Origin of the sequence: Aureimonas ureilytica (assembly GCF_001475935.1) — a bacterium.
GTDB classification, from domain to species: domain Bacteria; phylum Pseudomonadota; class Alphaproteobacteria; order Rhizobiales; family Rhizobiaceae; genus Aureimonas; species Aureimonas ureilytica_A.
The window spans coordinates 1-22,571 of the sequence record NZ_LDQA01000006.1 but is presented as its reverse complement, the minus strand read 5'-3'; the positions used below and the strand labels follow the sequence as shown (position 1 = coordinate 22,571).

22 protein-coding genes, 1 pseudogene and 1 riboswitch are annotated in these 22,571 nt (G+C 65.3%); of the genes and pseudogenes, 20 read left to right on the top strand and 3 right to left on the bottom strand.

Annotated features, from left to right (window positions below; all coding sequences use genetic code 11):
- The first annotated feature begins 76 nt into the window (after positions 1-76).
- The 12 genes from NS365_RS01785 to cysQ all read left to right on the top strand — a co-directional run bounded on the left by NS365_RS01785 (position 77) and on the right by cysQ (position 12,209).
- Positions 77-2,068, top strand: coding sequence for a methyl-accepting chemotaxis protein (locus tag NS365_RS01785; RefSeq protein WP_058598567.1), 1,992 nt, complete (start codon positions 77-79; stop codon positions 2,066-2,068).
- Complete coding sequence (locus NS365_RS24875) at positions 2,068-2,898, top strand: STAS domain-containing protein (RefSeq protein ID WP_244498329.1); 831 nt, start codon at positions 2,068-2,070, stop codon at positions 2,896-2,898. Before NS365_RS01785 ends, NS365_RS24875 begins: the two co-directional genes overlap by 1 nt.
- The gene (locus NS365_RS01775) at positions 2,898-3,263 is read left to right on the top strand and encodes a response regulator (protein ID WP_058598566.1); all 366 of its coding nucleotides are present in this window, start codon (positions 2,898-2,900) and stop codon (positions 3,261-3,263) included. The genes NS365_RS24875 and NS365_RS01775 overlap by 1 nt, the downstream gene beginning before the upstream one ends.
- Before the next feature lie 13 nt (positions 3,264-3,276).
- Positions 3,277-5,523, top strand: a complete 2,247-nt coding sequence (locus NS365_RS01770; protein WP_058598565.1) for a chemotaxis protein CheA — start codon at positions 3,277-3,279, stop codon at positions 5,521-5,523.
- 6 nt (positions 5,524-5,529) lie between these two features.
- A complete protein-coding gene (locus NS365_RS01765) occupies positions 5,530-5,994 on the top strand; it encodes a chemotaxis protein CheW (RefSeq protein ID WP_058598564.1) in 465 nt (154 codons plus the stop codon).
- A 1-nt stretch (position 5,995) separates the two neighbouring features.
- Entirely contained in the window at positions 5,996-6,859 is an 864-nt protein-coding gene (locus NS365_RS01760; RefSeq protein WP_058598563.1) for a CheR family methyltransferase, read from the top strand.
- The gene (locus NS365_RS01755; RefSeq protein WP_058598562.1) at positions 6,856-7,902 is read left to right on the top strand and encodes a protein-glutamate methylesterase/protein-glutamine glutaminase; all 1,047 of its coding nucleotides are present in this window, start codon (positions 6,856-6,858) and stop codon (positions 7,900-7,902) included. The genes NS365_RS01760 and NS365_RS01755 overlap by 4 nt, the downstream gene beginning before the upstream one ends.
- An 18-nt stretch (positions 7,903-7,920) precedes the next feature.
- Positions 7,921-8,313 (top strand): response regulator, encoded by a 393-nt coding sequence (locus NS365_RS01750; RefSeq protein WP_058598561.1) that lies wholly within the window; start codon positions 7,921-7,923, stop codon positions 8,311-8,313.
- Complete coding sequence (locus NS365_RS01745; RefSeq protein ID WP_058598560.1) at positions 8,310-8,834, top strand: chemotaxis protein CheD; 525 nt, start codon at positions 8,310-8,312, stop codon at positions 8,832-8,834. The genes NS365_RS01750 and NS365_RS01745 overlap by 4 nt, the downstream gene beginning before the upstream one ends.
- A 272-nt stretch (positions 8,835-9,106) precedes the next feature.
- A complete protein-coding gene (locus tag NS365_RS01740; protein WP_058598559.1) occupies positions 9,107-9,436 on the top strand; it encodes a hypothetical protein in 330 nt (109 codons plus the stop codon).
- Between the two features lie 1,203 nt (positions 9,437-10,639).
- Positions 10,640-11,314: an exopolysaccharide biosynthesis polyprenyl glycosylphosphotransferase gene (locus NS365_RS01730; RefSeq protein ID WP_058598557.1), complete on the top strand. Its 675-nt coding sequence runs from the start codon at positions 10,640-10,642 to the stop codon at positions 11,312-11,314.
- A 106-nt stretch (positions 11,315-11,420) separates the two neighbouring features.
- Positions 11,421-12,209: a 3'(2'),5'-bisphosphate nucleotidase CysQ gene (gene cysQ, locus NS365_RS01725; RefSeq protein ID WP_058598556.1), complete on the top strand. Its 789-nt coding sequence runs from the start codon at positions 11,421-11,423 to the stop codon at positions 12,207-12,209.
- Between the two features lie 63 nt (positions 12,210-12,272).
- Here cysQ and NS365_RS24365 read toward each other — a convergent pair whose 3' ends face one another.
- Positions 12,273-12,434, bottom strand: a complete 162-nt coding sequence (locus NS365_RS24365; RefSeq protein WP_156418401.1) for a hypothetical protein — start codon at positions 12,432-12,434, stop codon at positions 12,273-12,275.
- A 311-nt stretch (positions 12,435-12,745) separates the two neighbouring features.
- On the opposite strand from NS365_RS24365, the gene NS365_RS01720 reads away from it, so the two are divergent.
- The 8 genes from NS365_RS01720 (at position 12,746) to NS365_RS01685 (ending at position 21,402) form a co-directional block, all read left to right on the top strand.
- The gene (locus tag NS365_RS01720; protein ID WP_058598555.1) at positions 12,746-14,116 is read left to right on the top strand and encodes a UDP-glucose dehydrogenase family protein; all 1,371 of its coding nucleotides are present in this window, start codon (positions 12,746-12,748) and stop codon (positions 14,114-14,116) included.
- 71 nt (positions 14,117-14,187) lie between these two features.
- Positions 14,188-14,289: riboswitch (TPP riboswitch) on the top strand.
- Positions 14,290-14,582: 293 nt separating this feature from the next.
- Positions 14,583-15,368: an ABC transporter permease gene (locus tag NS365_RS01715; RefSeq protein ID WP_058598554.1), complete on the top strand. Its 786-nt coding sequence runs from the start codon at positions 14,583-14,585 to the stop codon at positions 15,366-15,368.
- A complete protein-coding gene (locus tag NS365_RS01710; protein ID WP_153003612.1) occupies positions 15,368-16,309 on the top strand; it encodes an ABC transporter substrate-binding protein in 942 nt (313 codons plus the stop codon). Before NS365_RS01715 ends, NS365_RS01710 begins: the two co-directional genes overlap by 1 nt.
- Positions 16,306-17,127 (top strand): bifunctional hydroxymethylpyrimidine kinase/phosphomethylpyrimidine kinase, encoded by an 822-nt coding sequence (gene thiD / locus NS365_RS01705; RefSeq protein WP_058598553.1) that lies wholly within the window; start codon positions 16,306-16,308, stop codon positions 17,125-17,127. The genes NS365_RS01710 and thiD overlap by 4 nt, the downstream gene beginning before the upstream one ends.
- Complete coding sequence (locus NS365_RS01700; RefSeq protein ID WP_244498328.1) at positions 17,124-17,828, top strand: TenA family protein; 705 nt, start codon at positions 17,124-17,126, stop codon at positions 17,826-17,828. The genes thiD and NS365_RS01700 overlap by 4 nt, the downstream gene beginning before the upstream one ends.
- The gene (gene tenA, locus NS365_RS01695; RefSeq protein WP_058598552.1) at positions 17,825-18,490 is read left to right on the top strand and encodes a thiaminase II; all 666 of its coding nucleotides are present in this window, start codon (positions 17,825-17,827) and stop codon (positions 18,488-18,490) included. The genes NS365_RS01700 and tenA overlap by 4 nt, the downstream gene beginning before the upstream one ends.
- 785 nt (positions 18,491-19,275) lie before the next feature.
- The gene (locus tag NS365_RS01690) at positions 19,276-19,800 is read left to right on the top strand and encodes a MucR family transcriptional regulator (protein ID WP_058598551.1); all 525 of its coding nucleotides are present in this window, start codon (positions 19,276-19,278) and stop codon (positions 19,798-19,800) included.
- Between the two features lie 189 nt (positions 19,801-19,989).
- On the top strand, positions 19,990-21,402 hold the full coding sequence (locus NS365_RS01685) for an HD-GYP domain-containing protein (protein WP_058598550.1): 1,413 nt from the start codon (positions 19,990-19,992) through the stop codon (positions 21,400-21,402).
- 105 nt (positions 21,403-21,507) lie between these two features.
- Here the strand turns inward: NS365_RS01685 and NS365_RS01680 are convergent, their stop codons facing one another.
- Entirely contained in the window at positions 21,508-21,903 is a 396-nt protein-coding gene (locus tag NS365_RS01680; protein ID WP_058598549.1) for a septal ring lytic transglycosylase RlpA family protein, read from the bottom strand.
- Between the two features lie 193 nt (positions 21,904-22,096).
- Positions 22,097-22,571 (bottom strand): annotated as a pseudogene (locus NS365_RS01675) (NAD(P)-dependent oxidoreductase); the annotation flags it as partial.

Genomic DNA, 22,571 nt, shown 5'->3' with positions numbered 1-22,571 from the left:
CAGGTTCAGCACCGCTCCGTTCGTTCAGCCCGTTTCGCCAATCGCGGTCGCCGCACGCGCCTGCTCCGGAGACGTCATGCTCGCGTTCAAGAACTTCCCCACCTCGCGCAAGCTCCTTCTTGCCTTCGCTGTGACGACGGCGGGCTTCGGCATGGGCGGCGCGGCCATTCATCAGAGCGTGAAGGACTCGCAGGCCGCAAATGCCGCCTACGACGCTCTGCTGGACCGTGCCCGCGCCACCGACGCTCTGGAACGCGCCGTTCTGGCGCGCAGCACCGCCGCGCTCACGCTTCTCCAGCAGCCCGGCAGCGAAGCAGCCAGCGCTTTCAAGAGCGCGGGTGTCGAGCTCGGCAGCGCGGTCGGCGCGCTTCAGGGCCGATTCGAAAGCGCGACCGACGCGGCCCGTCTGGAACGCCTGAAGACGCTCGACGCCGACTTCCGCGCTGATGTGGAACACGCCCTGTCTGCGGCTCCGGCCCCGGCTGCGGTTTCGCCCAAGACGCGCGCGGAGCTGGCCTTGCCGGCCGTGCAGACCGCGCCCGACGCCGCCCCGATGATCGCCCTCGCCCGCACGCTGAGCGACGGCGACGATGCGGCGCTGAGCGCCGCCGGAACGCGCCGCGAGGAAGCGCGCGCCACCTACGGCCTCACCTTCCCCTTCGCGCTCGGCCTGCCGCTCGCGTTTGCCGCGCTGTCCTGCGGGCTCCTCATGCGTGGCGTCGCCTCGCCGCTGCGCCGCACGGCCGACGAGATGAAGCGCCTCGCCGATGGCGAAACGGATGTGGTGATCGGCGCGGCCTCGCGCGGCGACGAGATCGGCACGATCGCCCAGCTCGGCGAAACGCTGCGCGGCGTCCGCCAGAAGGCCGCAACGCTCGAAACCCAGATCGGCTCGGTGCGCGCGGAGGCCGAGGCCAAGGCCTCGGAAGCGACGGCCGAGCGCCAGCGCATCGTCGATGAACAGACCCTCGTGACCGGCACCTTGCAGGACGCTCTGACGCGCCTGTCGGCCGGCGACCTCACCTGCCGCATCGAAGGCGAGTTCCCCTCGCGCTACACCAAGCTGCGCGACGAGTTCAACGCCGCCGTCAACCACCTGCACGACATGGTGGGCCGCGTCACGCAGTCCGTCTCCTCCATCTCCAACGGCACGAGCGAGATCGGCCATGCGGCCGACGATCTGTCGCGCCGCACCGAGCAGCAGGCCGCCAGCCTCGACAAGACGGCTTCGGCGCTGGACGAGATCACCGCGACCGTGAAGCACGCGGCCGAAAACGCCGCCTCCGTGGCCTCCTCCGTGGCGGTCGCCCGCCAGGATACGGAGCGCTCGGGCGAGGTCATGCGCGAGGCGGTGGAGGCGATGAACTCCATCCAGAAGTCCTCGCAGCAGATCGCCCGCATCATCGGCGTGATCGACGAGATCGCCTTCCAGACCAACCTTCTGGCGCTGAACGCCGGCGTCGAGGCGGCCCGCGCGGGCGACGCCGGCCGTGGCTTTGCGGTGGTGGCGCTCGAAGTGCGCGCGCTCGCCCAGCGCTCGTCGGAAGCGGCCAAGGAAATCAAGACGCTGATCAGCGCCTCGTCCGGCCATGTCGGCAACGGCGTGGATCTCGTCAACCGCTCGGGCGAGGTGCTCACCCGCATCGCCGCGCAGGTCACGCAGATCGACGCGCTGGTGCAGGAGATCGCCGGCTCGGCGCGCGAACAGTCGATCGGCATCGCCGACGTCAACGACGCCGTGAACAAGATGGACCGCGTAACGCAGCAGAACGCCGCGATGGTGGAGGAAACCACCGCCGCCACGTTGTCGCTGCGCAGCGAGACCGAAGAGCTCGGCCGCCTCGTGTCCTCGTTCCGCGTCGATGGAACCAATGGCGCGGTCGCCCAGCTTCGCTCGCTCTCCGCCGCCATGAAGACCGCGCCGAAGGCGCACGCCGCGCCCGCGTCGCGCCCGGTTGAAGCCGCGCCGGTGGCCAAGCCCGCGCTTGTCGCCATGGCCGCCTCGGCAGCCGCCGCAGCGCCCGCCGCCGCAGCTGCGGCCGAAGATATGGGTTGGGAGGAATTTTGATGGGTTCGAACCAGACGAACACCGGACCGAAGCCCGCCGCGCCGGCTCCCCAGGACGAACTCGTGGTCGCCCTGCCGCCTGAAATCCTCGCCATGATGGCGGCGAGCGAAGCGGCGATGGCCGACACGGACGAGACAGGCGAGCCTGAGCCCGCCGACCTCGCCCCGCCCGAGATGGCCGAGCCGAGCGCTGAGTCCGCCGAGAATGCGGCGAACGAGAGCGAAGCGGACGAGATTGAAGCGGTCGAGAGCGAAAGCGAGATCGTGTCGCTCGAGCCCGCGACCCTGGAACTCGGCGAGACCGAAGCCCTCGAAGACGAGCCGAACGCCGCTGCCGAGATCGAGCCGCTCGCCATGGCTGATATGGCCGAAGACAGCGGGAGCGACGACGAGACGGCCGACGAGACGCTGGCGGCCAGCGCCGCAAGCGCCGAGGACGCCGAGCCGGAGACCGGCGACGAACCCGAAGCCGGCGACGAGCCGGCCACGGCCGGAGATGCGCTGCCCGACTTCGTCCTGGCCATGATGGCCGAGGCGAGCGCGCCGGTGGAAGGCGAGGTCGTCTGCGCCCTGCCGGCGGTGCTCGACGTCACGGCGGCGAGCGGCCTGCACGGCACGCTTCTCGCCCATCGCGGCGCGCCGCTGGCTCTCGACGCCAGCGCCGTGAAGCGCCTGGGCGGCCAGTGTCTCCAGCTCCTGATCTCGGCCGGGCGCACCTGGGGCGCGGACGGCGTTCCCATTCGCCTGTCGGACAGTTCCGAGGCATTCCAGCGCGATCTCGCCCTCATGGGCCTTAGCTGCGACGAGTTGTTTGAAAGGGAGGCCGCGTGATGGGCAAGACCATCCTGACCATCGACGACTCGCGCACCATGCGCGAGCTGCTGCGCTCGGCCCTGGAGCCGGCCGGCTTCACCGTCATCCAGGCCGAGGACGGGCTGCACGGGCTGGAGGTGCTGGGCGCAAGCGAGCCCGACGCCATCATCACCGACATCAACATGCCCCGGATGAACGGGCTGGAATTCATCGAGGCCGTGCGCGTCGATGCCACCAAACGGGCGATCCCGATCATCGTCCTCACCACGGAAAGCGACACAGCCAAGAAGGACCGCGCCCGCAACGCCGGCGCCACGGGCTGGATCGTCAAGCCGTTCGATCCCGCCCGGCTGATCGCCGCCATCAACCGCGTCGTCGCCTGAGGACCATCCGCCCATGAGCGCACTCGACGAAATCAGAGTCGTCTTCTTTCAGGAATGCGACGACCAGCTTCAGGAGCTGGAAGACGGCCTCACCGCCATGGAAGGCGGCGAGACCGACGACGACACGGTGAACCGCGTCTTCCGCGCGGTGCACTCGATCAAGGGCGGCGCGGGCGCGTTCGACCTGCACAAGCTGGTCAAGTTCGCCCACACGTTCGAAACCGTTCTCGACGAGGTCCGCTCGCACCGTCTGGCGGCCGACGACACGGTCATGCCGGTCATGCTCCGCTCGGCCGACCATCTGCGCGACCTCGTGGCCGCCGGCCGCGACGGCGGCGATGGCGACCAGGAGCGCTCCAAGGAGCTGATCGTCGAACTCGAAACGCTGATCGGCGGCCCCAAGGGCGGCCATTCGGCGGCCGAGGACGGCGCGGACGAGGATGGCGGCCTGAGCTTGGCGGATTTTGAGTTCACGCCCGTGGCGATGGACTGGAGCGCGATGGGCTTTGGCGACGCGCCGGCCCTGGACGCCGACGAAGGCGGCCCGGCGGTTCGAATCTCCTTCCGCCCGCGCAAGGATCTCTACGCCAAGGCCAACGAGGCGGCCGTGCTCCTGCGCGAAGTCGCGGCGCTGGGCGAGGCCGTGGTGCGCTGCGACACATCCGACGTGCCGATGCTCGACACGATCGACCCCGAGGGCGCCTATCTCGCCTTCGAGATCGAACTCGACGGCGAGAATGCCAGCGAGGCGAAGGTTCGCGAAATCTTCGAATTCGCCGAATGGGACTGCGATCTCGAGATCAAGGCGCGCGGCGGCGCGATGCCTGATTTTTCGGCGATGGGCGATGACGATGCGGGCGGCCTGTCGGTCGCCGATCTCCTGGCGCGCCTCCAGAGCGAGATTTCGACCGAGCCGGCCGAGGGCGAGACCACCGGTCAGGCGGAGGGCTCCCCCCTCCCCTCTCTGAAGCCGGCCCCCGAAGCCTCTGAGCCCGCGAAAGCCGAGGGCAAGGAGGAAAAGGACAAGGCCGGCAACAAGGGCGAGGCCGAAGCGCCCGCCGTCGTCATTCGCGTCGAATTGCACCGGGTCGACAAGCTGATCGATCTCGTGGGCGAACTCGTCACCACTCAGACCATGCTGGCCCAGAAGGTCGAGGAAGCCGGGCTTCCCACCGGCTCCGAGGTCGTCAGCTCGATCGAGGAGTTGGATCGCCTGACCCGCACGCTGCAGGACAGCGTGATGGCCGTGCGCGCCCAGCCGGTGAAGTCGGTCTTCCAGCGGATGCCGCGCCTCGTGCGCGAAACCGCCTCCGCCACGGGCAAGAAGGTCAACTTCATCACTTATGGCGAGAACACCGAGGTCGACAAGACCGTGGTGGAACGCCTGTCAGACCCGCTGACGCACATGATCCGCAACGCGATCGACCATGGCTTGGAAAAGCCCGAGGATCGCGTGGCCAAGGGCAAGCCGGCCGAAGGCACGGTGACGCTCTCGGCCGCCCATCGCTCGGGCCGCATCATCATCGAGATCTCAGACAATGGCGGCGGCATCAACCGCCCCAAGGTGCGCCAGATCGCGATCGACAAGGGCCTCATCCCGGCCGACGCGGTTCTGTCGGACGAGGAAACGGACCAGCTCGTCATGCTGCCGGGCTTCTCGACGGCCACCACCGTTTCGGCGATTTCCGGCCGCGGCGTCGGCATGGACGTCGTGAAATCCTCGATCGAGGCGCTGGGCGGACGCTTGTCCATCTCCTCGCGCCCCGGCCTCGGCTCCTCCTTCACCATGAGCCTGCCGCTGACGCTGGCCGTGCTCGACGGCATGATCGTGCGGGTGGAGGACGAAACGCTGGTGGTGCCGCTGAGCGCCATCGTCTTCACCTTCCGGCCCCAGCCGGAAGACCTGCAACTGGTCGGCCAGGGCCGCGCGGTTCACGTGCGTGACCAGATCGTCCCCCTGATCGATGTGGGCGTTGCGCTCGGCTACCGCACGGAGCCGGTGGATCCGCTGACCTCCGTCGCCATCCTGGTGGATTGCGACAACAACCGGCGCGTGGCGCTCCTGGTGGACGACATCCGGGGCCAGCGGCAGGTCGTGATCAAGAGCCTGGAAAAGAACTACCGTCCCGTGCCGGGTATCTCGGCCGCGACGATCTCCGGCGAGGGGCGCGTGGCGCTGATCGTCGATGTCGATGCCATCGCGGGTGACCGGACGCTCGACAATTTCATCTTCGGTATCGACAACGTCGCGGCGGAGTAAGCATTCATGTCGAACACGGCCCGCAAATCCATCGGCTACGGCGTCGAGATGGTGGCCTTCCGCGTCGGTCCTCAGGAATTCTGCGTCGACATCAAGGCGGTGCGCGAAATCCGGGGCTGGACGCCAGCCACCACCCTCCCCCACGCCCCCCATTACATCATGGGCGTCATCAACCTGCGCGGCACGGTGCTGCCCGTGGTCAATCTGGCGGCCCGGCTCGGCCTGCATGTGGACGAGCCGACGCCGCGCCACGTCATCATCGTCGTTCAGGCCGAGGACCAGACCTTCGGCCTCCTGGTCGATGCCGTGTCGGACATCCTCTCGGTCTCGCCCGAGCTGATGCAGGGTGCGCCCGACCTCGCGCAGGACTCGGCCAAGGCCTTCGTGTCTTCGGTGATCGCGCTGGAAGATCGCATGATCGCCCGCGTCATTCCCGAGCGGATGCTGCCCGAGCGCCTCAGGCTGAACTGACATGGAGGCCGCGCGTCTTCTCGCCTCTGTCGCCAGCGACGACCCGGTCCTTTCCCCGAGGGATTTCGACCGCGTCGCCAAGATCATCCGCAAGGAAGCGGGCATCTATCTCGGCGATGCCAAGACGTCGCTCGTCTATTCGCGCTTGATCAAGCGTCTGCGCAATGTCGGCATCTCATCCTTTGCCGCCTATTGCGATCTCGTGGAATCGGCGGGCGGCGCGGTCGAACTGAAGAAGATGGTGGAGGCGCTGACCACCAACTATACGTTCTTTCTGCGCGAACCCCATCATTTCGAGCATCTGCGCCGCCAAGTCCTGCCCGATCTCCTCGCCCAGGCGGCCAAGGGCCGGCGCGTGCGTATCTGGAGCGCGGGCTGCTCGATGGGTCACGAGACCTATTCGATCGCCCTTTCGCTGCTGGCGGTGGAGCCCGAGATCGCGCGCTGCGACGTGAAGATTCTGGCGACCGACATCGATCGCAACGTGCTCGCCACCGCGCGCGCGGGGCGCTACGACGAGGCGACGCTGGCCGCGCTACCCAAGGCCGATCGCGAGCGCGGTTTCCTGCCGGCCGGCCCGGACGGATATTCCGTGGTGCGGCCCCAGATGCGCGAGTTGATCACGTTCCGGGAGTTGAACCTTCTCGACGACTGGCCGATGCGCGGCGGTTTCGACATCGTCTTCTTCCGCAACGTGGCGATCTATTTCGACCAGCCGCTGCGCGAGGCGCTCTGGGTCCGCATGGCCCAGCAGATTCCGGCGGGAGGCTGGATGTATGCCGGCCATTCGGAGCGCATCACCGGCGCGGCCGCCCAGCTCTTCAGCCATGAAGCCACCACCACCTATCGGAGGCACTCCAAATGACGCCCGTGCGGGTGCTGGTGATCGATGATTCCCCCACCATGCGCATGTTGATCAAGAACGCGCTGCGGGAGGAAGCCGACATCCAGGTGATCGGGGAAGCGGGCACCGCCGTTGAAGCACGCTCCGCCATCAAGGCGCTCGACCCGGATGTGGTGACGCTGGATGTCGAGATGCCGGGGATGCCGGGCATCGAGTTCCTGGAAAAGATCATGCGCCTGCGCCCGATGCCGGTGGTCATGGTGTCGAACCAGACCGGCCCGGGCACGGCGACCGCGATCGAGGCCCTGTCGATCGGCGCCTTCGACTGCCTGGCCAAGCCGCAGCGGGCGGGCGATCCCGCCTTTGCGCATCTGGGCGAGACGCTGCGCCAGGCAGCGGCGTCCAAGAAAGGGCTGATCGGGATTTCGGCCCGGCGCGCCAATGCGGCCATCGCAGCACAGGCCGCCGGAGCCCCTCTCGGCATCCGCCCGCGTATCTCGCGCGACGAGCCGAGCGTCATTGCCATCGGCGCCTCCACCGGCGGCATTGAGGCCTTGACGACATTGTTCTCCACCTGGCCGGCGGATGGGCCGCCGACGCTCGTCGTGCAGCATCTGCCGGCCGGCTTCACGCGTGGCTTCGCCCAGCGGCTCGCCCGCCTGTCCCCGGCCCAGGTCGTGGAAGCGGAAGACGCGATGCCGATCGAGCGCGGTCATATCTACATCGCGCCCGGCGGCCAGCGCCACCTCATGGCGCTGGGCTCCGAGCCCATGTGCTCCCTCGTGGAAGCGGCGACGGTGAGCGGGCATCGCCCGTCCGTTGACGTTCTCTTTCACTCCGTCGCCCGTCGTTTCGGAAAAAAAAGCCTTGCCGTCATTTTAACCGGCATGGGCAGCGACGGAGCGCAGGGCGCATTGGAGATTCGTAAAGCTGGAGGGAGGACAATAGGTCAGAATGAGGAATCCTCCCTCGTCTACGGAATGCCACGTGCCGCTTTCTCGCTCGGTGCCATCGACGAGGAACACCCGCTCGAATCCATACACCGCGCCGTGTTCGGTGCCTGAAACGAAAGCCTAACGCCGATGTCGCTCACAAAGCAGACGATTAAGATCCTGATCGTGGACGACCAGACCACGAGCCGTCTCCTGATGCGCGACGCGCTGCAGCAGATCGGATTTGCCAATATTCCGTTCGCCAAGGACGGCGAAGAAGCGCTCAAGATGATGATGTCGAGCCCGGCACATATCGTCGTGTCCGACTACAACATGCCCAAGCTCAACGGGCTTCAGCTGCTGCAGGCGATCCGCACCTATCCGGCAACCCGCATCACGCCCTTCATCCTCCTGACCGGTTCGGGCGATCGCGAAGTGCTCCAGCGCGCGGTGAAGCTCGGCGTTAACAACTACCTGCCCAAGCCCGTGCAGCCCGCAGCCCTTCAGAAGGCCATTCAGGCCGTCACAGGCAATCTGGCCTGATGACGCTGGCAGGCGGCCGAGCTCACGTCGCGCAAGGCGAGATCCGCGTGGAAACCCGCTCGGATGTCTGCCTGACGACGATTCTCGGCTCCTGCGTGGCGGCCTGCATCTTCGATCCGATCGCGCGGACGGGAGGGATGAACCACTTCATCCTTCCCGGCGACACCCAGCATCAAAGCGGGGCGGCCGAGCGCTACGGCGTCTATCTCATGGAAGTGCTGGTCAACGGGCTTCTGGAGAAGGGCGCCGAGCGTCAGAGGCTTCTGGGCAAACTGTTCGGAGGCGCCAAAACCACGATCGGGCGCGGCGAGATCGGCGCGGCCAATGCCGCCTTCGCCAAGCGCTTCCTGGCGATGGAGAACATTCCTCTCGTGAGCGTCAGCCTCGGCGGATTGCGAGTTCGCCGGGTGGAATTCTGGCCCTGCAGCGGCCGCGCGCGCCAGCTCTATATCGACGCGCCGGAGCCCGCTCCGCCCCCCGCGCCCGAGCCTTCGGCCTTGGGCCAGGTCGAGTTTTTCTAGCCCCCATCGCTCCATGAGGCGCGTCCGCCACCGGGCTGCCGCGACCTTCCACGCAAGATGTCGAGCCAGCGGCGAGGGTTTCCTCGAGCCAGTGGCCGAGCCACGAGCGAATGGATCGACCATTGCCTCCCGTTCTGGTGGCCAGGCGATGCGAAATCGCCTATCCGGCCCGCTCGCGCTGAAATCCGCGCTGGCCGCCTTCTTGATGCCGCGTTTGGGTTTCGATACCCGACCTGCTGAAAGCCACGCGCAGTCCCGGCAGAAAGGTTTCCATGCCCCATTCGCCCTCCCCCCTCCTGTCCGCCCTTCTCGAGCGGATCGGCCACGAACTCTCCGCCGAGGCGGCCAAGGTGCGCGATCTCCATGCCCTCGTGGAAGGCGGGCAAACCGCCCATGCCACCATGGTCACCGCACAGACGATCGACACGACCTCCCAGCATCTTGGTGAACTCTCGGCGCTTTTGACATGCGTCGCCGCCTCGGCGGGCGGAGCGGCCGTGCCGGCGGCCTGTTTCGAGGCGATGACCCTGTCGAGCCTGCGGTCGCGGCTGCTGGGCGAGAGCGAGACCGCCGCCGAGTCGGGCGAGGTCGACTTTTTCTAAAGGCCTCGTCGGCTTACGTCATGCGATACGCAAGCCATTGCGCTCATGCTCCGGGCGACCGTTGCATGGCTGGCGGCTGGGCCGCCAGCGGTTTATGCCCGCAAGGCCCACCGACGCGTCGGTGAAGGACGGGCAAGGCATACGCGCTCGAACGCGCGACACGAATGGCTGGCCCCAGGGCTTTTCCAACGAAAGCCGAGGCGGCGTTTGCGCCGGGACAACGCGGGAAACGATCGCGTCGCGCGCGAATCTATATTCGAAACATGTGATCCGACGCGGCTCCACATGGCAGATGGCCAAAGCAGAAGCGAACGTCGCTGCTTCCATCAATGCCCACATTTCTTATAAAATTCATTCAACCCAGGTTCTGGCGGGCGCAGGCCACAGCCTTTCCGGCGCTCTGGCGCACTGAGGTGAATTGAGGCTTTTTTGCATCTGCTCAGTGGCAGCGCCGCAACATGATGACTTGATTCCAGCGAATCAAAACCATAAAATTGGAACGATTACATTAACCTGACTTATCTTTTTTTCATCCTTCAGCTCGAAATTCCCTTGCTAAATCGTTTCAGACGCTAGGGCGTCACATTTCTTGATTTTTGACATCCCCTTAATGAGAAAAAATCGATCACCTTATATTTCAGAGATCACGATTTGCTGCAAAGCACAACGACGCGGAATGCGTCGCACAAGACAAAACGCCCAAGCACGTCCGTTACGATCGTGTCTTCACCATGCGGAACAACGAAACCACAAGAAAAAGAGCAACCACAGGACCATGTCGAATAGATTTTATCAGTTTTCATATTATTATTTCCAAGCATGTCGACGGAGAAAATTTCTGAATTCCCTGCCTTAAGCTTGTCGTAAAACCGCAGTAAAAGAAAACATCTCGGTTCCTTGCATAATTTTTCCATCAAAATTCCATCATAAAATACAAAAAACGAAAAATCACACAAACAACATTAGTATTATTCGATATTACTTCGCGTAGCTCGATCGACCCACGCACCTGGAAAAGCAAATTCCAAGAATGCAACCGAAAGGCGTAGATTCGGCACGGACTCGACAGGGAAAATTGACGGATGATCAAGGTTATCCAATCCTTAATGCCGCGATTCGGATTCGAGGGAGCTTGCTTGCCGTAACGACAGACTTGGCCATAAAGCTTCCCTATCACCGCCCCCGGTATCGAGGCCCTAGGTCATGACGAAGCTTTCTTCCCTGGCTGAGATCAGCAAGGACGTCCCAGCGCTCGGCTACGCCCCCGTGGGCGGCCACGCCAAGCGCAGCCTGGACATCCTGATCGCCGTCACGGCGTTGATCCTTCTCAGCCCGCTGATGCTTTTCATCATCGTTCTGATGAAGATCACCGATCCCGGTCCGATCTTCTTCGGACACAAGCGGGTCGGCTTCGACGGACAGCATTTCCCTTGCTACAAGTTCCGCTCCATGGCGACGAACTCGGCCGAGCTTCTTCAGAAGCTTCTCCAGAGCGATCCCGTCGCGAAGGCCGAGTGGGAAGCCTCGCAGAAGCTGCGCAACGACCCGCGCGTCACGCGAATCGGCCGCATTCTCCGCGAGACGAGCCTGGACGAGCTGCCGCAGCTGTTCAACGTGCTGAAGGGCGACATGAGCCTCGTCGGCCCGCGCCCGATCGTGGACGACGAGATTCCGCGCTACTCGCACCGCATCTCCGCCTACAAGCGCGTTCGCCCCGGCGTCACCGGCATGTGGCAGGTCAACGGCCGCTCGGACACCAGCTATGCCGCCCGCGTCAAGTTCGACAGCTACTATGTGCGCAACTGGTCCGTGCTTCTGGACCTGCGCATTCTGTTCAAGACCGTCGGCGTGGTTCTGAAGCGCGACGGCAGCTACTGAGACCGGACGGCGGGCTTCGGCCCGCCGCAGCATTCTCGATAAGGCTTGCACCTCCGCAGGCCAGCATGTGAAACGGGTCTTGAGCGCACTCAAGGCCCGTTTTTTCATGTCCGACCGTCTCGATCGCATCGTTTCCGCCGCCCTTCGCGCCGGCGCGGCCATCATGGCGATCTATGACGGCTGCATCGAAGCTGAGACCAAGAGCGACGGCTCGCCCGTGACGCAAGCGGATCGGCTGGCGGAAGCGATTCTTCTGGAAGCTCTCGGGGTCGACTTTCCGGATATCCCGGTGATCGCGGAAGAAGAGGCGGCGGCCGGGCGCATTCCCGATGTCGGCGAGCGCTTCTTTCTGGTGGACCCGCTGGATGGAACGCGCGAGTTCATCGGACGCAATGGCGAGTTCACGGTCAATGTCGGGCTGATCGAGGCGGGCGCGCCGCGCCTTGGCGTCATCTATGCCCCTTGCCTCAGCCGCGTTTTTGCAGCCGATGGCGCGTCATGCTGGCAGGGCGAGGTCTTGGATGGCGCCATCGTGGAGCGCCGCGCCATGCGGGTCCGAGCCGCACCGGCCGAGCCCGTCACCGTCGCCAGCCGCTCTCATGCAACGCCCGAAACTGCGCGCTGGCTGACGCGTCATGCCATCCGGCATGTCGCCTGTCGGGGCTCCTCCCTGAAATTCTGCCTGCTCGCCGCCGGGGAGGCCGACCTCTATCCGCGCTTCGGTCGGACGATGGAATGGGACATCGCGGCCGGACACGCGATCCTGAAAGGAGCAGGCGGCCTCGTCACGACACCGGAGGGAGAGCCCCTGCGCTACGGCAAGCGCGACCAGAATTTTGCCAATGGCGATTTCATCGCGCTGGGAGACCCCGCGCTTCTGAGGCTTTTGCGCTAACGCATCCCAGCTGCGGCGGGCACGCCGGGTCGAGGGTTCGATCGACCAAAATTACGGCGAGCGTCAGGCCAACGCCCAGACCGCAAGGCCCGCCCAGAAGCTGGACGAGATGGCAAGACCGAGGAGAATGCCGCGCGCCGGCGCCAGGCGTTCGCGCGCATCCGAGACATCGCGTTGCGACAGATCGATCGTGCCGGTCACCAGTTCAGCCTGGAAAGGGATCATTTCGATATCTCGCTGCTATCCGCCACCGACCCGCCCCTCGCATCTCGCGCGAAGGACCGATCCGGCGTCTTGTCTGCAGGACATTAAAAGCAGTGCTTGAAAGGAAGCTTGCGGCAATCGCTCAAATTGCGCCCAATTGACGGGAGCGACGTCAAAAATCCGCAAATGAGAGAATGTAGACAATAAAGGATAAACTTTTGCCGCGAGTCGGTTGCCGCCTTGCATCACCCAACGTACAAAGCCCTACCCATGCTGCACCGCAACGCGGCAGGGACCCTGACGACGACAGCGCCAAGAATGGACCCAAGACGATGGGCAACGTGCCGCCGCTCGAAAACACCGCTTCGAACCTTGCTGTGATCGGAACCGGCTATGTCGGCCTCGTGTCCGGCGCTTGTCTCGCCGAAGCCGGGCATCACGTCGTCTGCGTCGATCAGGTGCAGGCGAAGATCGACATGCTGCGCGCCGGTGCCATCCCGATCTACGAGCCGGGGCTGGATGAGGTGGTTCGGCGCAATGTCGAGGCGGGTCGCCTGCGCTTCACCACCGATCTGGCGGAAGCCGTGGCGGACGCGCAGATCGTCATGATCGCGGTGGGCACCCCCACTCGCAAGCTCGACGGCAATGCCGACCTTCAATATGTCTTCGCCGCCAGCCGCGACATCGCCCGCGCCCTGACCCATCCCGCCGTGATCGTCACCAAGTCCACCGTGCCGGCCGGCACAGGGCGCGAGATCCGGCGCATCATCGAGCGCGAGAACCCCTCGCTCGATTTCGACATCGCCTCGAACCCCGAGTTCCTGCGCGAAGGCAACGCCATTTCCGACTTCATGAAGCCGGACCGCATCGTCGTCGGCACGGAGTCGGCGCGCGCGAGAGACGTGATGGAGGCGCTTTACAAGCCCTTCACCGCCCAAGGCTTCGAGCTGATCTCGACCGACATCGTTTCGGCCGAACTCATCAAATATGCCGCCAACACGTTCCTTGCCACCAAGGTCTCCTTCATCAACGAAATGGCCGACATCTGCGAGAAGGTCGGCGGCAACATCGCCGACATTTCGCGCGGCATGGGGTCCGACAAGCGCATCGGGCGCGCCTTCCTCCAGCCGGGGCCGGGCTATGGGGGCTCCTGCTTCCCGAAGGACACGCTCGCGATGGTGCATATCGGCGAAAAGGCGCTGAGCCCGGCGACGATCGTCGAAGCGGTCATCGCGGTCAACCGCGCCCGGCCGCACCGCATGGTGGCCAAGGTCGTGGCGGCGGCGGGCGGCGATGTGCGCGGCAAGACCGTGGCGCTGCTCGGCCTTACCTTCAAACCCGAGACCGACGACGTGCGCGACAGCGTGGCGGTTCTGGTGGCCGAACAGCTCGCCGACGAGGGGGCGATCGTGCGCGCCTACGACCCGCAAGGGATGGGCCATGCCCGCGAGCTTCTGGGCGAGGCCGTCCAGTATGCGCCGAGCATGGACGCCGCGCTGGAGCGCGCCGACCTTTGCGTCATCGCGACCGAGTGGCGGGAATTTTCCGAGCGCCCGCTCGCCGACTACAAGCGCGCGCTCGCCGTGCCCATGATCGTCGATTTCCGCAATGTCTTCTCGCCGGCCGAGGCTGCGGCCGCCGGGCTGGGCTATATCTCGATCGGCCGCGCGAGCGTGCCCGCGCCCGAGCTTCTGCCGGCCTGACCGTCCCTGCCCCACATCCGGCCCGTCACGGCGGGCCGGTTGACAAAGCCGGGAGAGGCCGGCATCACTCATGCCATTCCGAGGGGTGTGCCTGATGGCGCTGAGATGGCGAAAGCCGAACCCTTGAACCTGATCCGGGTCATACCGGCGTAGGAACGGGAATGGGCGGCGCTTCAGTCGTCTTGGCACCTTCTTCGCTTCGCTCCGGATCTCTTGCGGCCCGTTCGGGCCTGAGGAGATCGCATGGGTTTCATTCGACTGAACGCCACTGAACCGCCCTCGCGGCCGAGTGCCGATGCAGGTTCTAGCGCTTGCGCGAAGCCGAGGGCGCGGGTCCCTCGGCGCAGGGACCCAGACAGTCCGCGAGGCCATGGCGCGGGACAGTCGGCGCTTCGTCTCCGCGCCTCCCTGCTCTGGGCCTCCCACAGTTCCTTGTCTCGCCATCCGCCCCGCGAGGCCTGAGGCCATGCGCGCGCTTCGCGCCACGCTGTTCGGACTTCTGGCGGTTCTTCTGATCTGGGCGGTCTTCGTCGCGCTGGCTGCGCCGCCGCCCTATATGCTGCCCTCGCCCGCGCGCGTCGCCGCAACGCTATGGGCGCGCTCCGGCTTTCTTCTGGCGCAAGGCTGGCTGACGCTGGTGGAGACGATCCTCGGGCTCGTTTTCGGCGCTTGTGCCGGCGCGCTGGCGGGGCTCGGCACCGTGCTCTGGCCGCGTCTCGGCCGTGTCGCCTGGCCGCTGCTCCTCGTGCTTCAGGCCATGCCCGTCTTCGCCCTCGCGCCGCTTCTGGTGCTCTGGTTCGGCTTCGGCCTCGTGTCCAAGGTCGTGATGGCGGCGCTCGTCATCTTCTTTCCCGTCGCCTCCGCCTTTGCCGACGGGCTGCGTCGCACCGAGCCCGAGCTTCTGGACGCCGCCGCCCTGACCACCGCCACCCATTGGCAGACGCTGCGCTTCGTGCGCATTCCGCTCGCCCTGCCGGCCCTCGTCACAGGCCTTCGCGTCGCCGCCCCGCTGGCCCCGCTCGGCGCGGTGATCGGCGAATGGGTCGGCGCGTCGGGCGGGCTCGGCTTCGTGATGATCCAGGCCAATGCCCGGATGCAGACCGATCTCATGTTCGCCGCCCTCGCGCTTCTGGCCGCCATGACGCTGGCGCTGCGCGCGCTGGTGGACGAGTTAGCGCCGCGTCTCGCCCCTTGGGCGGCCGAAAGCGGCCCCTCCCCCTTTCCCTCCCTCCTTCGAAGGAAATCGTCCTGATGCGTTCCCTCTTCGCGGCCGCCGCCCTTGCGGCCTCGCTTCTGGCGAGCCCCGCGCTCGCCGCCGACAAGCTGACCGTGCTTCTCGAATGGTTCGTCAACCCCGACCATGCGCCACTGGTGATCGCCAAGGAAAAGGGCATTTTCGAAAAGCACGGGCTCGATGTCGATCTGGTGCCTCCGGCCGACCCCTCCGCGCCGCCGCGCCTCGTGGCCGCCGGCCAGGCAGATGTCGCCCTGCACTACCAGCCCAATCTCATGCTGGATCAGGCCGGCGGCCTGCCGCTGGTGCGCTTCGGCACGTTGGTGGAAACGCCGCTCAACACGGTCGCGGTTCTCGCCAACGGGCCGGTGAAGAGCCTGGCCGACCTCAAGGGCAAGCGGATCGGCTATTCCGTGGCGGGCGTCGAGGAAGCGCTTCTCTCCGCCATGCTGGGCTCGGCCGGGCTGACGCTCGCCGACGTCACGCTCATCAATGTCAATTTCGCGCTGACCGCCTCGCTCGCCTCCGGCAATGTGGACGCCACGATCGGCTCCTATCGCAATTTCGAGGCGACGCAGATGCGCCTCGAACAGCATGAGGGCCGCTTCTTCTACCCCGAGGAAAACGGCGTCCCGGCCTATGACGAGCTGGTCTATGTCACGCGCCGCGATCTCCTGAACGATGCCCGCCTGCCGCGCTTCCTCGACGCTGTGGAGGAAGCGACGCTCTACCTCACCAACCATCCGGACGAGGCTCTTCGGCTCTTCCTGAAGGCCTATCCCGACCTGAACGACGAGTTGAACCGCACCGCCTTCGCCGACACGCTGCCGCGCTTCGCCAAGCGCCCCGGCGCGCTGGACATGGCGCGCATGGAGCGTTTCGCGGAGTTCCTGAAGGCCAAAGGCGTCATTCCGGCCGTTCCCCCTGTCTCCGATTACGCGGTGGAGCTGAAGCGATGATCCCGGTCGCGCTCACCATTGCGGGCTCGGATTCAGGCGGCGGTGCCGGCATTCAGGCCGACCTCAAGACCTTCTCGGCGCTCGGCACGTTCGGCACCAGCGTTCTCACCGCCGTCACCGCGCAGAACACGCGAGGCGTGACGGCAGTCGAAACGCTCTCGCCCGCCATCGTCGCGGCGCAGATCGACGCCGTGCTCGGGGATTTCCATGTCGGGGCCATCAAGATCGGCATGGTGTCGAGCGAGGCGGTGATCCGCGCCATTGCCGGGCGCCTGCGCGCCCATGGAAGGCACGCGGTCGTGGACCCCGTGATGATCGCGACCTCGGGCGATCGGCTGATCGACGAGGATGCGCTCGGTGCCTTGAAAGAGGAGCTTCTGCCGCTGGCCGAGGTTCTGACGCCGAACCTGCCGGAAGCCGCGCTGCTTCTGGGCGAGCGCGTGGCCGAGACGGAAGCGGAGATGCGCGAACAGGGCCAGCGCCTCCGCGCCCTTGGGCCGCGCGCCGTCCTGATGAAGGGCGGACACCGTCAGGAGGCCGAGAGCGTGGACTGGCTCCTGTCGGATGCCGGCGAGCTGCGCCTTGCCTTTCCCCGCGTCGAAACGATCAACGACCATGGCACCGGCTGCACGCTGGCCGCCGCCATCGCGGCGGAACTCGCCAAGGGCCATCAGCTGAACGAGGCGGTGCGCGAGGCACGAACCTATCTGCAAGGCGCGCTGCAATCCGCCAAGAGCTGGCGACTGGGCGGTGGGCGCGGGCCGGTGCATCATTTCCATGCCCTTTGGCCTGCGATCGCAGGGGAGCGCGCATCGTGAGCGCAGGCGCGCCTGAGCCGCAAGGCGTCGCTGAGCCGGCGAGGATCACGCAGGAGGAGCGCTTCAGCGAGCGGCTGCGCGCTGCCGCCGAGCCCGACTGGACGGCAGCCGTCACGCATCGTTTCACGCGAGAGCTGATGGCCGGCACGATCGCGCCGGACATCATGGCGCGCTATCTCGTTCAGGATCATCGCTTTCTCGATCCGTTCCTGATGCTGCTCGGCGCGGCCATGGCGACCAGCGACCGGTTCGAATCGCGCCTACGGCTCGCCCGCTTCGCCGGCCTCGTGGCGGGCGAGGAGAACACCTATTTCGAGCGCGCCTTCGAGGCGTTGGGCGTCTCCCCTGCCGAGCGCGAGGCCACGCCCGACACGGCGGCGACTTCGGGCTTCCAGGCGATCATGCGCGAGGCGGCCGAACGGCGCTCCTATGCGGCCGCGCTCAGCGTTCTCACCGTCGCCGAATGGCTCTATCTCGATTGGGCCTCGCGAGCGCCCCAGCCGCTTCCCGGCGATTTCGTGCACCGCGAATGGATCACGCTGCACGACAATCCAGGCTTTCGCGATTTCGTCGCCTTCCTGCGCTCCGAACTCGACCGGGTCGGGCCGGAGCATCACGCGCTCTGTGAGGATCTGTTTCGCCGGGCCGTCGCGCTGGAGCGCGCTTTTTTCGAAGCGGCCTATGGGGCGGAGGCTTCATGAGCGATGTGTTCGAGCGCTTGAAATCGGCCGCCCAAGAGGACTGGGACGCCTATGTGAACCACATGTTCGTCTTTCGCATGGGCATCGGTGCGCTGCCGCAAGCGGCCTTCCAGCGATACCTCGTGCAGGACTATCTCTTCCTCATCCAGTTCGCGCGGGCCAATGCGCTGGCCATCTACAAGAGCCGGACCCTCGCGGATATGCGCCGGGCGAAGGCGGCGCTGTCAGCCATTCTGGATGTGGAGCTGAACCTTCATATCCGCCTGTCGGAACGCTGGGGCCTCAGCTCCGGCGATCTGGAACAAGCGCGCGAGGAGCCGGCGACAACCGCCTACACGCGCTTCGTCCTGGACTGTGGAGCGTCGGGCGACCTTCTCGATCTGCACACGGCTCTCGCCCCGTGCGTCATCGGCTATGGCGAGATCGGCGCGCGGCTGGCCGATTCGCTGGGACCGGCCCATCTGGCCGAACATCCGTACCGCGAATGGATCGAGGAATATGCGGGTCCGGCCTATCAAGAGGTGGCGGCCGCAGCACGCCTGCATCTGAACGCCTTGGCGGAGCGCGCTCTGACGGAGCGGCGCTTCGGGGAACTGGCGGGACTCTTCGGCGAGGCCTGTCGCCTGGAGGCGGATTTCTGGCAGATGAGCCTAACGATCTAGAATTGGAAGTTCCCCTCTTCCAGCGCAGCCTCGCGCTGGAAGCGCAGCCCCGAACCGGCCTTGGCTTTCAGGTCTACCGGCGCAGGTTCGCATGGGTCCGGCAAGAGGCGGCTCGCCCGCTGGCCGCCTTCCTTCAAATCGGGCATAGGATTTCGAGGGGTCATTTGTTTCGATCGACTTCCTGCGCCAAATGAATGGACCGGTTTTCCGCCCGCCATTCATTGACCGTAAAATATGTGTTTTCCAGTCTTCTATAGATCCTGAATTTTATAAATCCCTCGCCAGCGCTGCCCATCATCCACCATCGCGCCATCCAGTCCTAGACATGGGACGCCCCACATTCCCTTGAGGAATAAAGGCCAGTATCAGCCAAGTTGCGTTGCCAGAAAATTCCTTTGCAAAGCAAAACAACCCAACATTGTCCCATGAACTTCAGGACAGGTTCGGAGCAGAAACGAAGATGGCCTCGCCAAATCGAGCGAAGCCTATTGATAGCCTGCCACAATCTCCGATTTCGCCAGTATGAAACAAGTGGCACGGGTGATTCGACGATGGAAATGACGGCGCCATGCAGATGAAATTTGCATGCAATTTGAATTATTGCGCTGCAAGACAGGAAAATCGCGTCACCCAATTCGAGTGTGCAACACCCTGAACCGATGGAATGTCTCGCCCCTGCGCTATTTCGACTTGAAAGAGAACGCCGTCACAGGCAAATACACGGGCAATTATTAGACAGCGGTGATCGCGGTATCACTCCAGCGTAATGAGGAGTCTGAAAGGGCATGGAAGATCATTCGGACCAGGTTTCGTCCCGTCGCTATCTCGCGGCGCAGATCGTCAAAGCCTATGTCAGCAACAACCATGTTCCGCGCGACGATCTTCCCAGCCTGATCGCGATCGTCTTCGACGCCCTGCAGTTCGACACGCCGACCGAGGCGCAGCAAGTCGAAGCGCAGCCGCTCGTGCCGGCCGTCCCCGTCAAGAAGTCCATCACACCGGACTATATCGTCTGCTTGGAAGACGGAAAGCAGTTCAAGTCGCTCAAGCGCCATCTGATGACGCATTACAATCTGACGCCGGAAGCCTACCGTCAGAAGTGGAACCTGCCGGCTGATTATCCCATGGTCGCAGCCAATTATGCGGCCAAGCGCTCCGAACTTGCCAAGAGCATCGGCCTCGGCCGGAAAATCGCGGCGCCGGAGGCCGAGATGCCGGAGCCCGAAGCGAGCGTCCCCGAAAGCGCGGCGGACAACGCCGGCAAGCGCCGCGGCCCGCGCAAGAAGGCAACGGCCGACACCGAAGCCTGATCGAAGCGGCATCTGCCCGCTTTCGCCATTCGCGCTCCCGCTGGCTCTGCCGGCGGGGGCGCTTTCGCGTCAGCGTCCCTCACAGCCCCTCCGGGGCTCAGACGTGACGAGCGATTTCGAATGGCGGCATCAAACCGAGCTTAATCTGCCTGATGTATGACACATCAAGATTTGCGATCGCCGGTGCCGATGTCCCTTCTCCCGCTTGCCCCACCTGCTCCTGTTCGGCTGACGGAGCTTCTGGGCGCCCTCAGCCACGCATTGGATCTCACGGAGGGTCAGCCGGCGGGCCATTGCGTCCGCTCGGCCTTTATCGGAACGTGGATCGGCCGGGAACTGGGGCTCGACGCGGGCGCGCTGGCGGATTTGCGCTACGCCATCACCCTCAAGGATCTCGGCTGCTCTTCCAACGCTGCGCGGCTTTGCCAGCTCTATCTGGCAGACGACCTCACCTTCAAGCGAAGCTTCAAGCGGCTGGACGACGGGCTGCCGCAGGTGCTGCGCTTTGTTATCGAACAGACGGGCCTGACGGCGGGTCTGGCCGAGCGGTTTCGCGCCATCGCCCATATCTTCCGCCATGGCGGCGACATCAGCCGGGAGCTGATCGAAACGCGCTGCGACCGGGGCGCGGGCATCGCGCGCCGTCTGCGCTTTTCCGAGCGGGTGGCGGGGGCCATTCTGGCCTTGGACGAACATTGGGACGGCAAGGGCCGGCCGCAGGGTCTTGCGGGCGAGGTGATCCCGCTCTTTGCCCGCATCGCGCTTCTGTCGCAGGTCGTGGATGTGTTTCATCGCGGCGAGGGCGCGGAAGCGGCCTTGAACGAGGTCGCGGCACGCAACGGCCGCTGGTTCGATCCGGCGCTGGTGTCCGCCTTTCGCCGTGCGAGCGCCCGGCCGGGTTTCTGGAGCCGGCTCGAAGGTCCTGAAGCCGATCTCTTCCCCGCCTGTGAAGAGGACGAGGGTTTCGTGGATGAAGACTATCTCGACGAGATCGCCGAGGCCTTCGCCGATGTGGTGGACTCCAAGAGTCCTTTCACCTCGGGCCATTGCAAGCGGGTCGCCCTGTTCACCGACCTGATCGGCGAAACGCTGGGCTTCACGCCCGAAAAACGCCGTTGGATGAAGCGCGCGGCGCTTCTGCACGATATCGGCAAGCTCGGTGTCTCCAACATGATTCTCGACAAGCCCGGCCCGCTGACGGACGACGAGGTCGCCCTGATGCGACTCCATGCGAGCCACAGCCGAACCATCCTGTCCCAGATCGGCGCCTTCGCGAGCCTCGCGGAGGTCGGCGGCGCGCATCACGAGCGGCTCGACGGCAAGGGCTACCCGGAGGGATTGAAGGGCGAAGCCATCAGCCTGGAAACGCGCATCGTGACGGTGGCCGATATCTTCGACGCGCTGACGGCCGACAGGCCCTATCGCGCGGCCATGCCCGTGTCGAAGGCGCTGGGTATTCTGGACGCGGAGACCGGCACGGCGGTGGATGCAACCTGCGTCGAAGCGCTGAAGGCCGGCCTTGCGCGAATCGATCCCGCGATGATCGGCGGTCCGGCGGCGGAGCCAAAGCGGAGCGATCGGGCGCTGGCGGCCGTCGCCTGAGTTCGCAAGCCGGCGCGAATCCATCTCGGAGAAAGAAGGGGCGGCGCAAGGCCGCCCGGTTCGGCGGAAAGGCGATCATGGCGTAAGCCATGAGACCCGATCCGCTCAGCCGCAGCTTTCCGCGCCCGAGCCGTCCGCCGGTTCGATCTGTACGCGGGCATGGCCGGCCGACACGAAGCCGAGCTTGGAGGCCGCCGCTTTTGAGAGATCGATCATCCGCCCCTTGATGAAGGGGCCGCGATCGTTGATGCGCACCACGACGGAACGCTTATTGTTGAGGTTCGTCACCTTGACCTTGGAGCCCAGCGGCAGCGTCTTGTGCGCAGCCGTGAGAGCGGAAGGATTCATGCGCTCGCCCGAGGCCGTCCGCGAATGGAGGGCGTACCAGGACGCGCCGCCGCAGGTGGTCCTGACGCCCGCCGCCTCGGCGGCATGAGGCGTTGCGAGGAGGAAAAGCGAGGTCAAGGCAGAGGCCGTCACAGCCAGCGTTCGTATGTGCAAAAGTCCGCACCCGATCCGTTTCATACGCGCGCGGGCCGAGCCTATTGAATTCCTTAACGAAATCCCCTCGTGGCCCCCGCCGTTCGATCCGGTGGGAATGAAGGCCGGAAAAGGCCAAAAAGGGACGGTTCCATCACGAAAAATAAATTACTGAAATCTTTACGAAATACTCCGTGATCGAATCCCCGAGGATTCAGGGCTTCAGCGCCCCCAGGCCTTCACGAAAGGTCGGGAAAAAAAATTCGTATCCGAGCGATTTGAGCCTCCGATTTCGCACTCTCTTGTTCTCCCCATAGAAAGAACGTGCCATCGGCGTGAGATCGGCTGATTCGAAATCCACCTCCGGCGGCAGGTCGAAGCCGCCAATTTCGGCCGCGAAGGCGACCACATCCTGCGGCGGCGCGGGCTCGTCATCGGTCACGTTGACGATGGCGTTTTCGTTGCGGGCGGCCAGCAGACGCAGCGCTCCGGCGATGTCGTCCACATGGATGCGGTTGAAGACCTGGCCCGGTTTCACCAGCCGCCGCGCCTTGCCCGATTTCAGATTCTCGAACGCGTTGCGCCCCGGCCCGTAGATGCCCGACAGGCGCAGGATCGAGAGTGGCACGCCGCGCCCGCGCGCCAGCCGCAGCCAGTCCGCCTCGGCCTCGACGCGCTCGCGCGAGCGC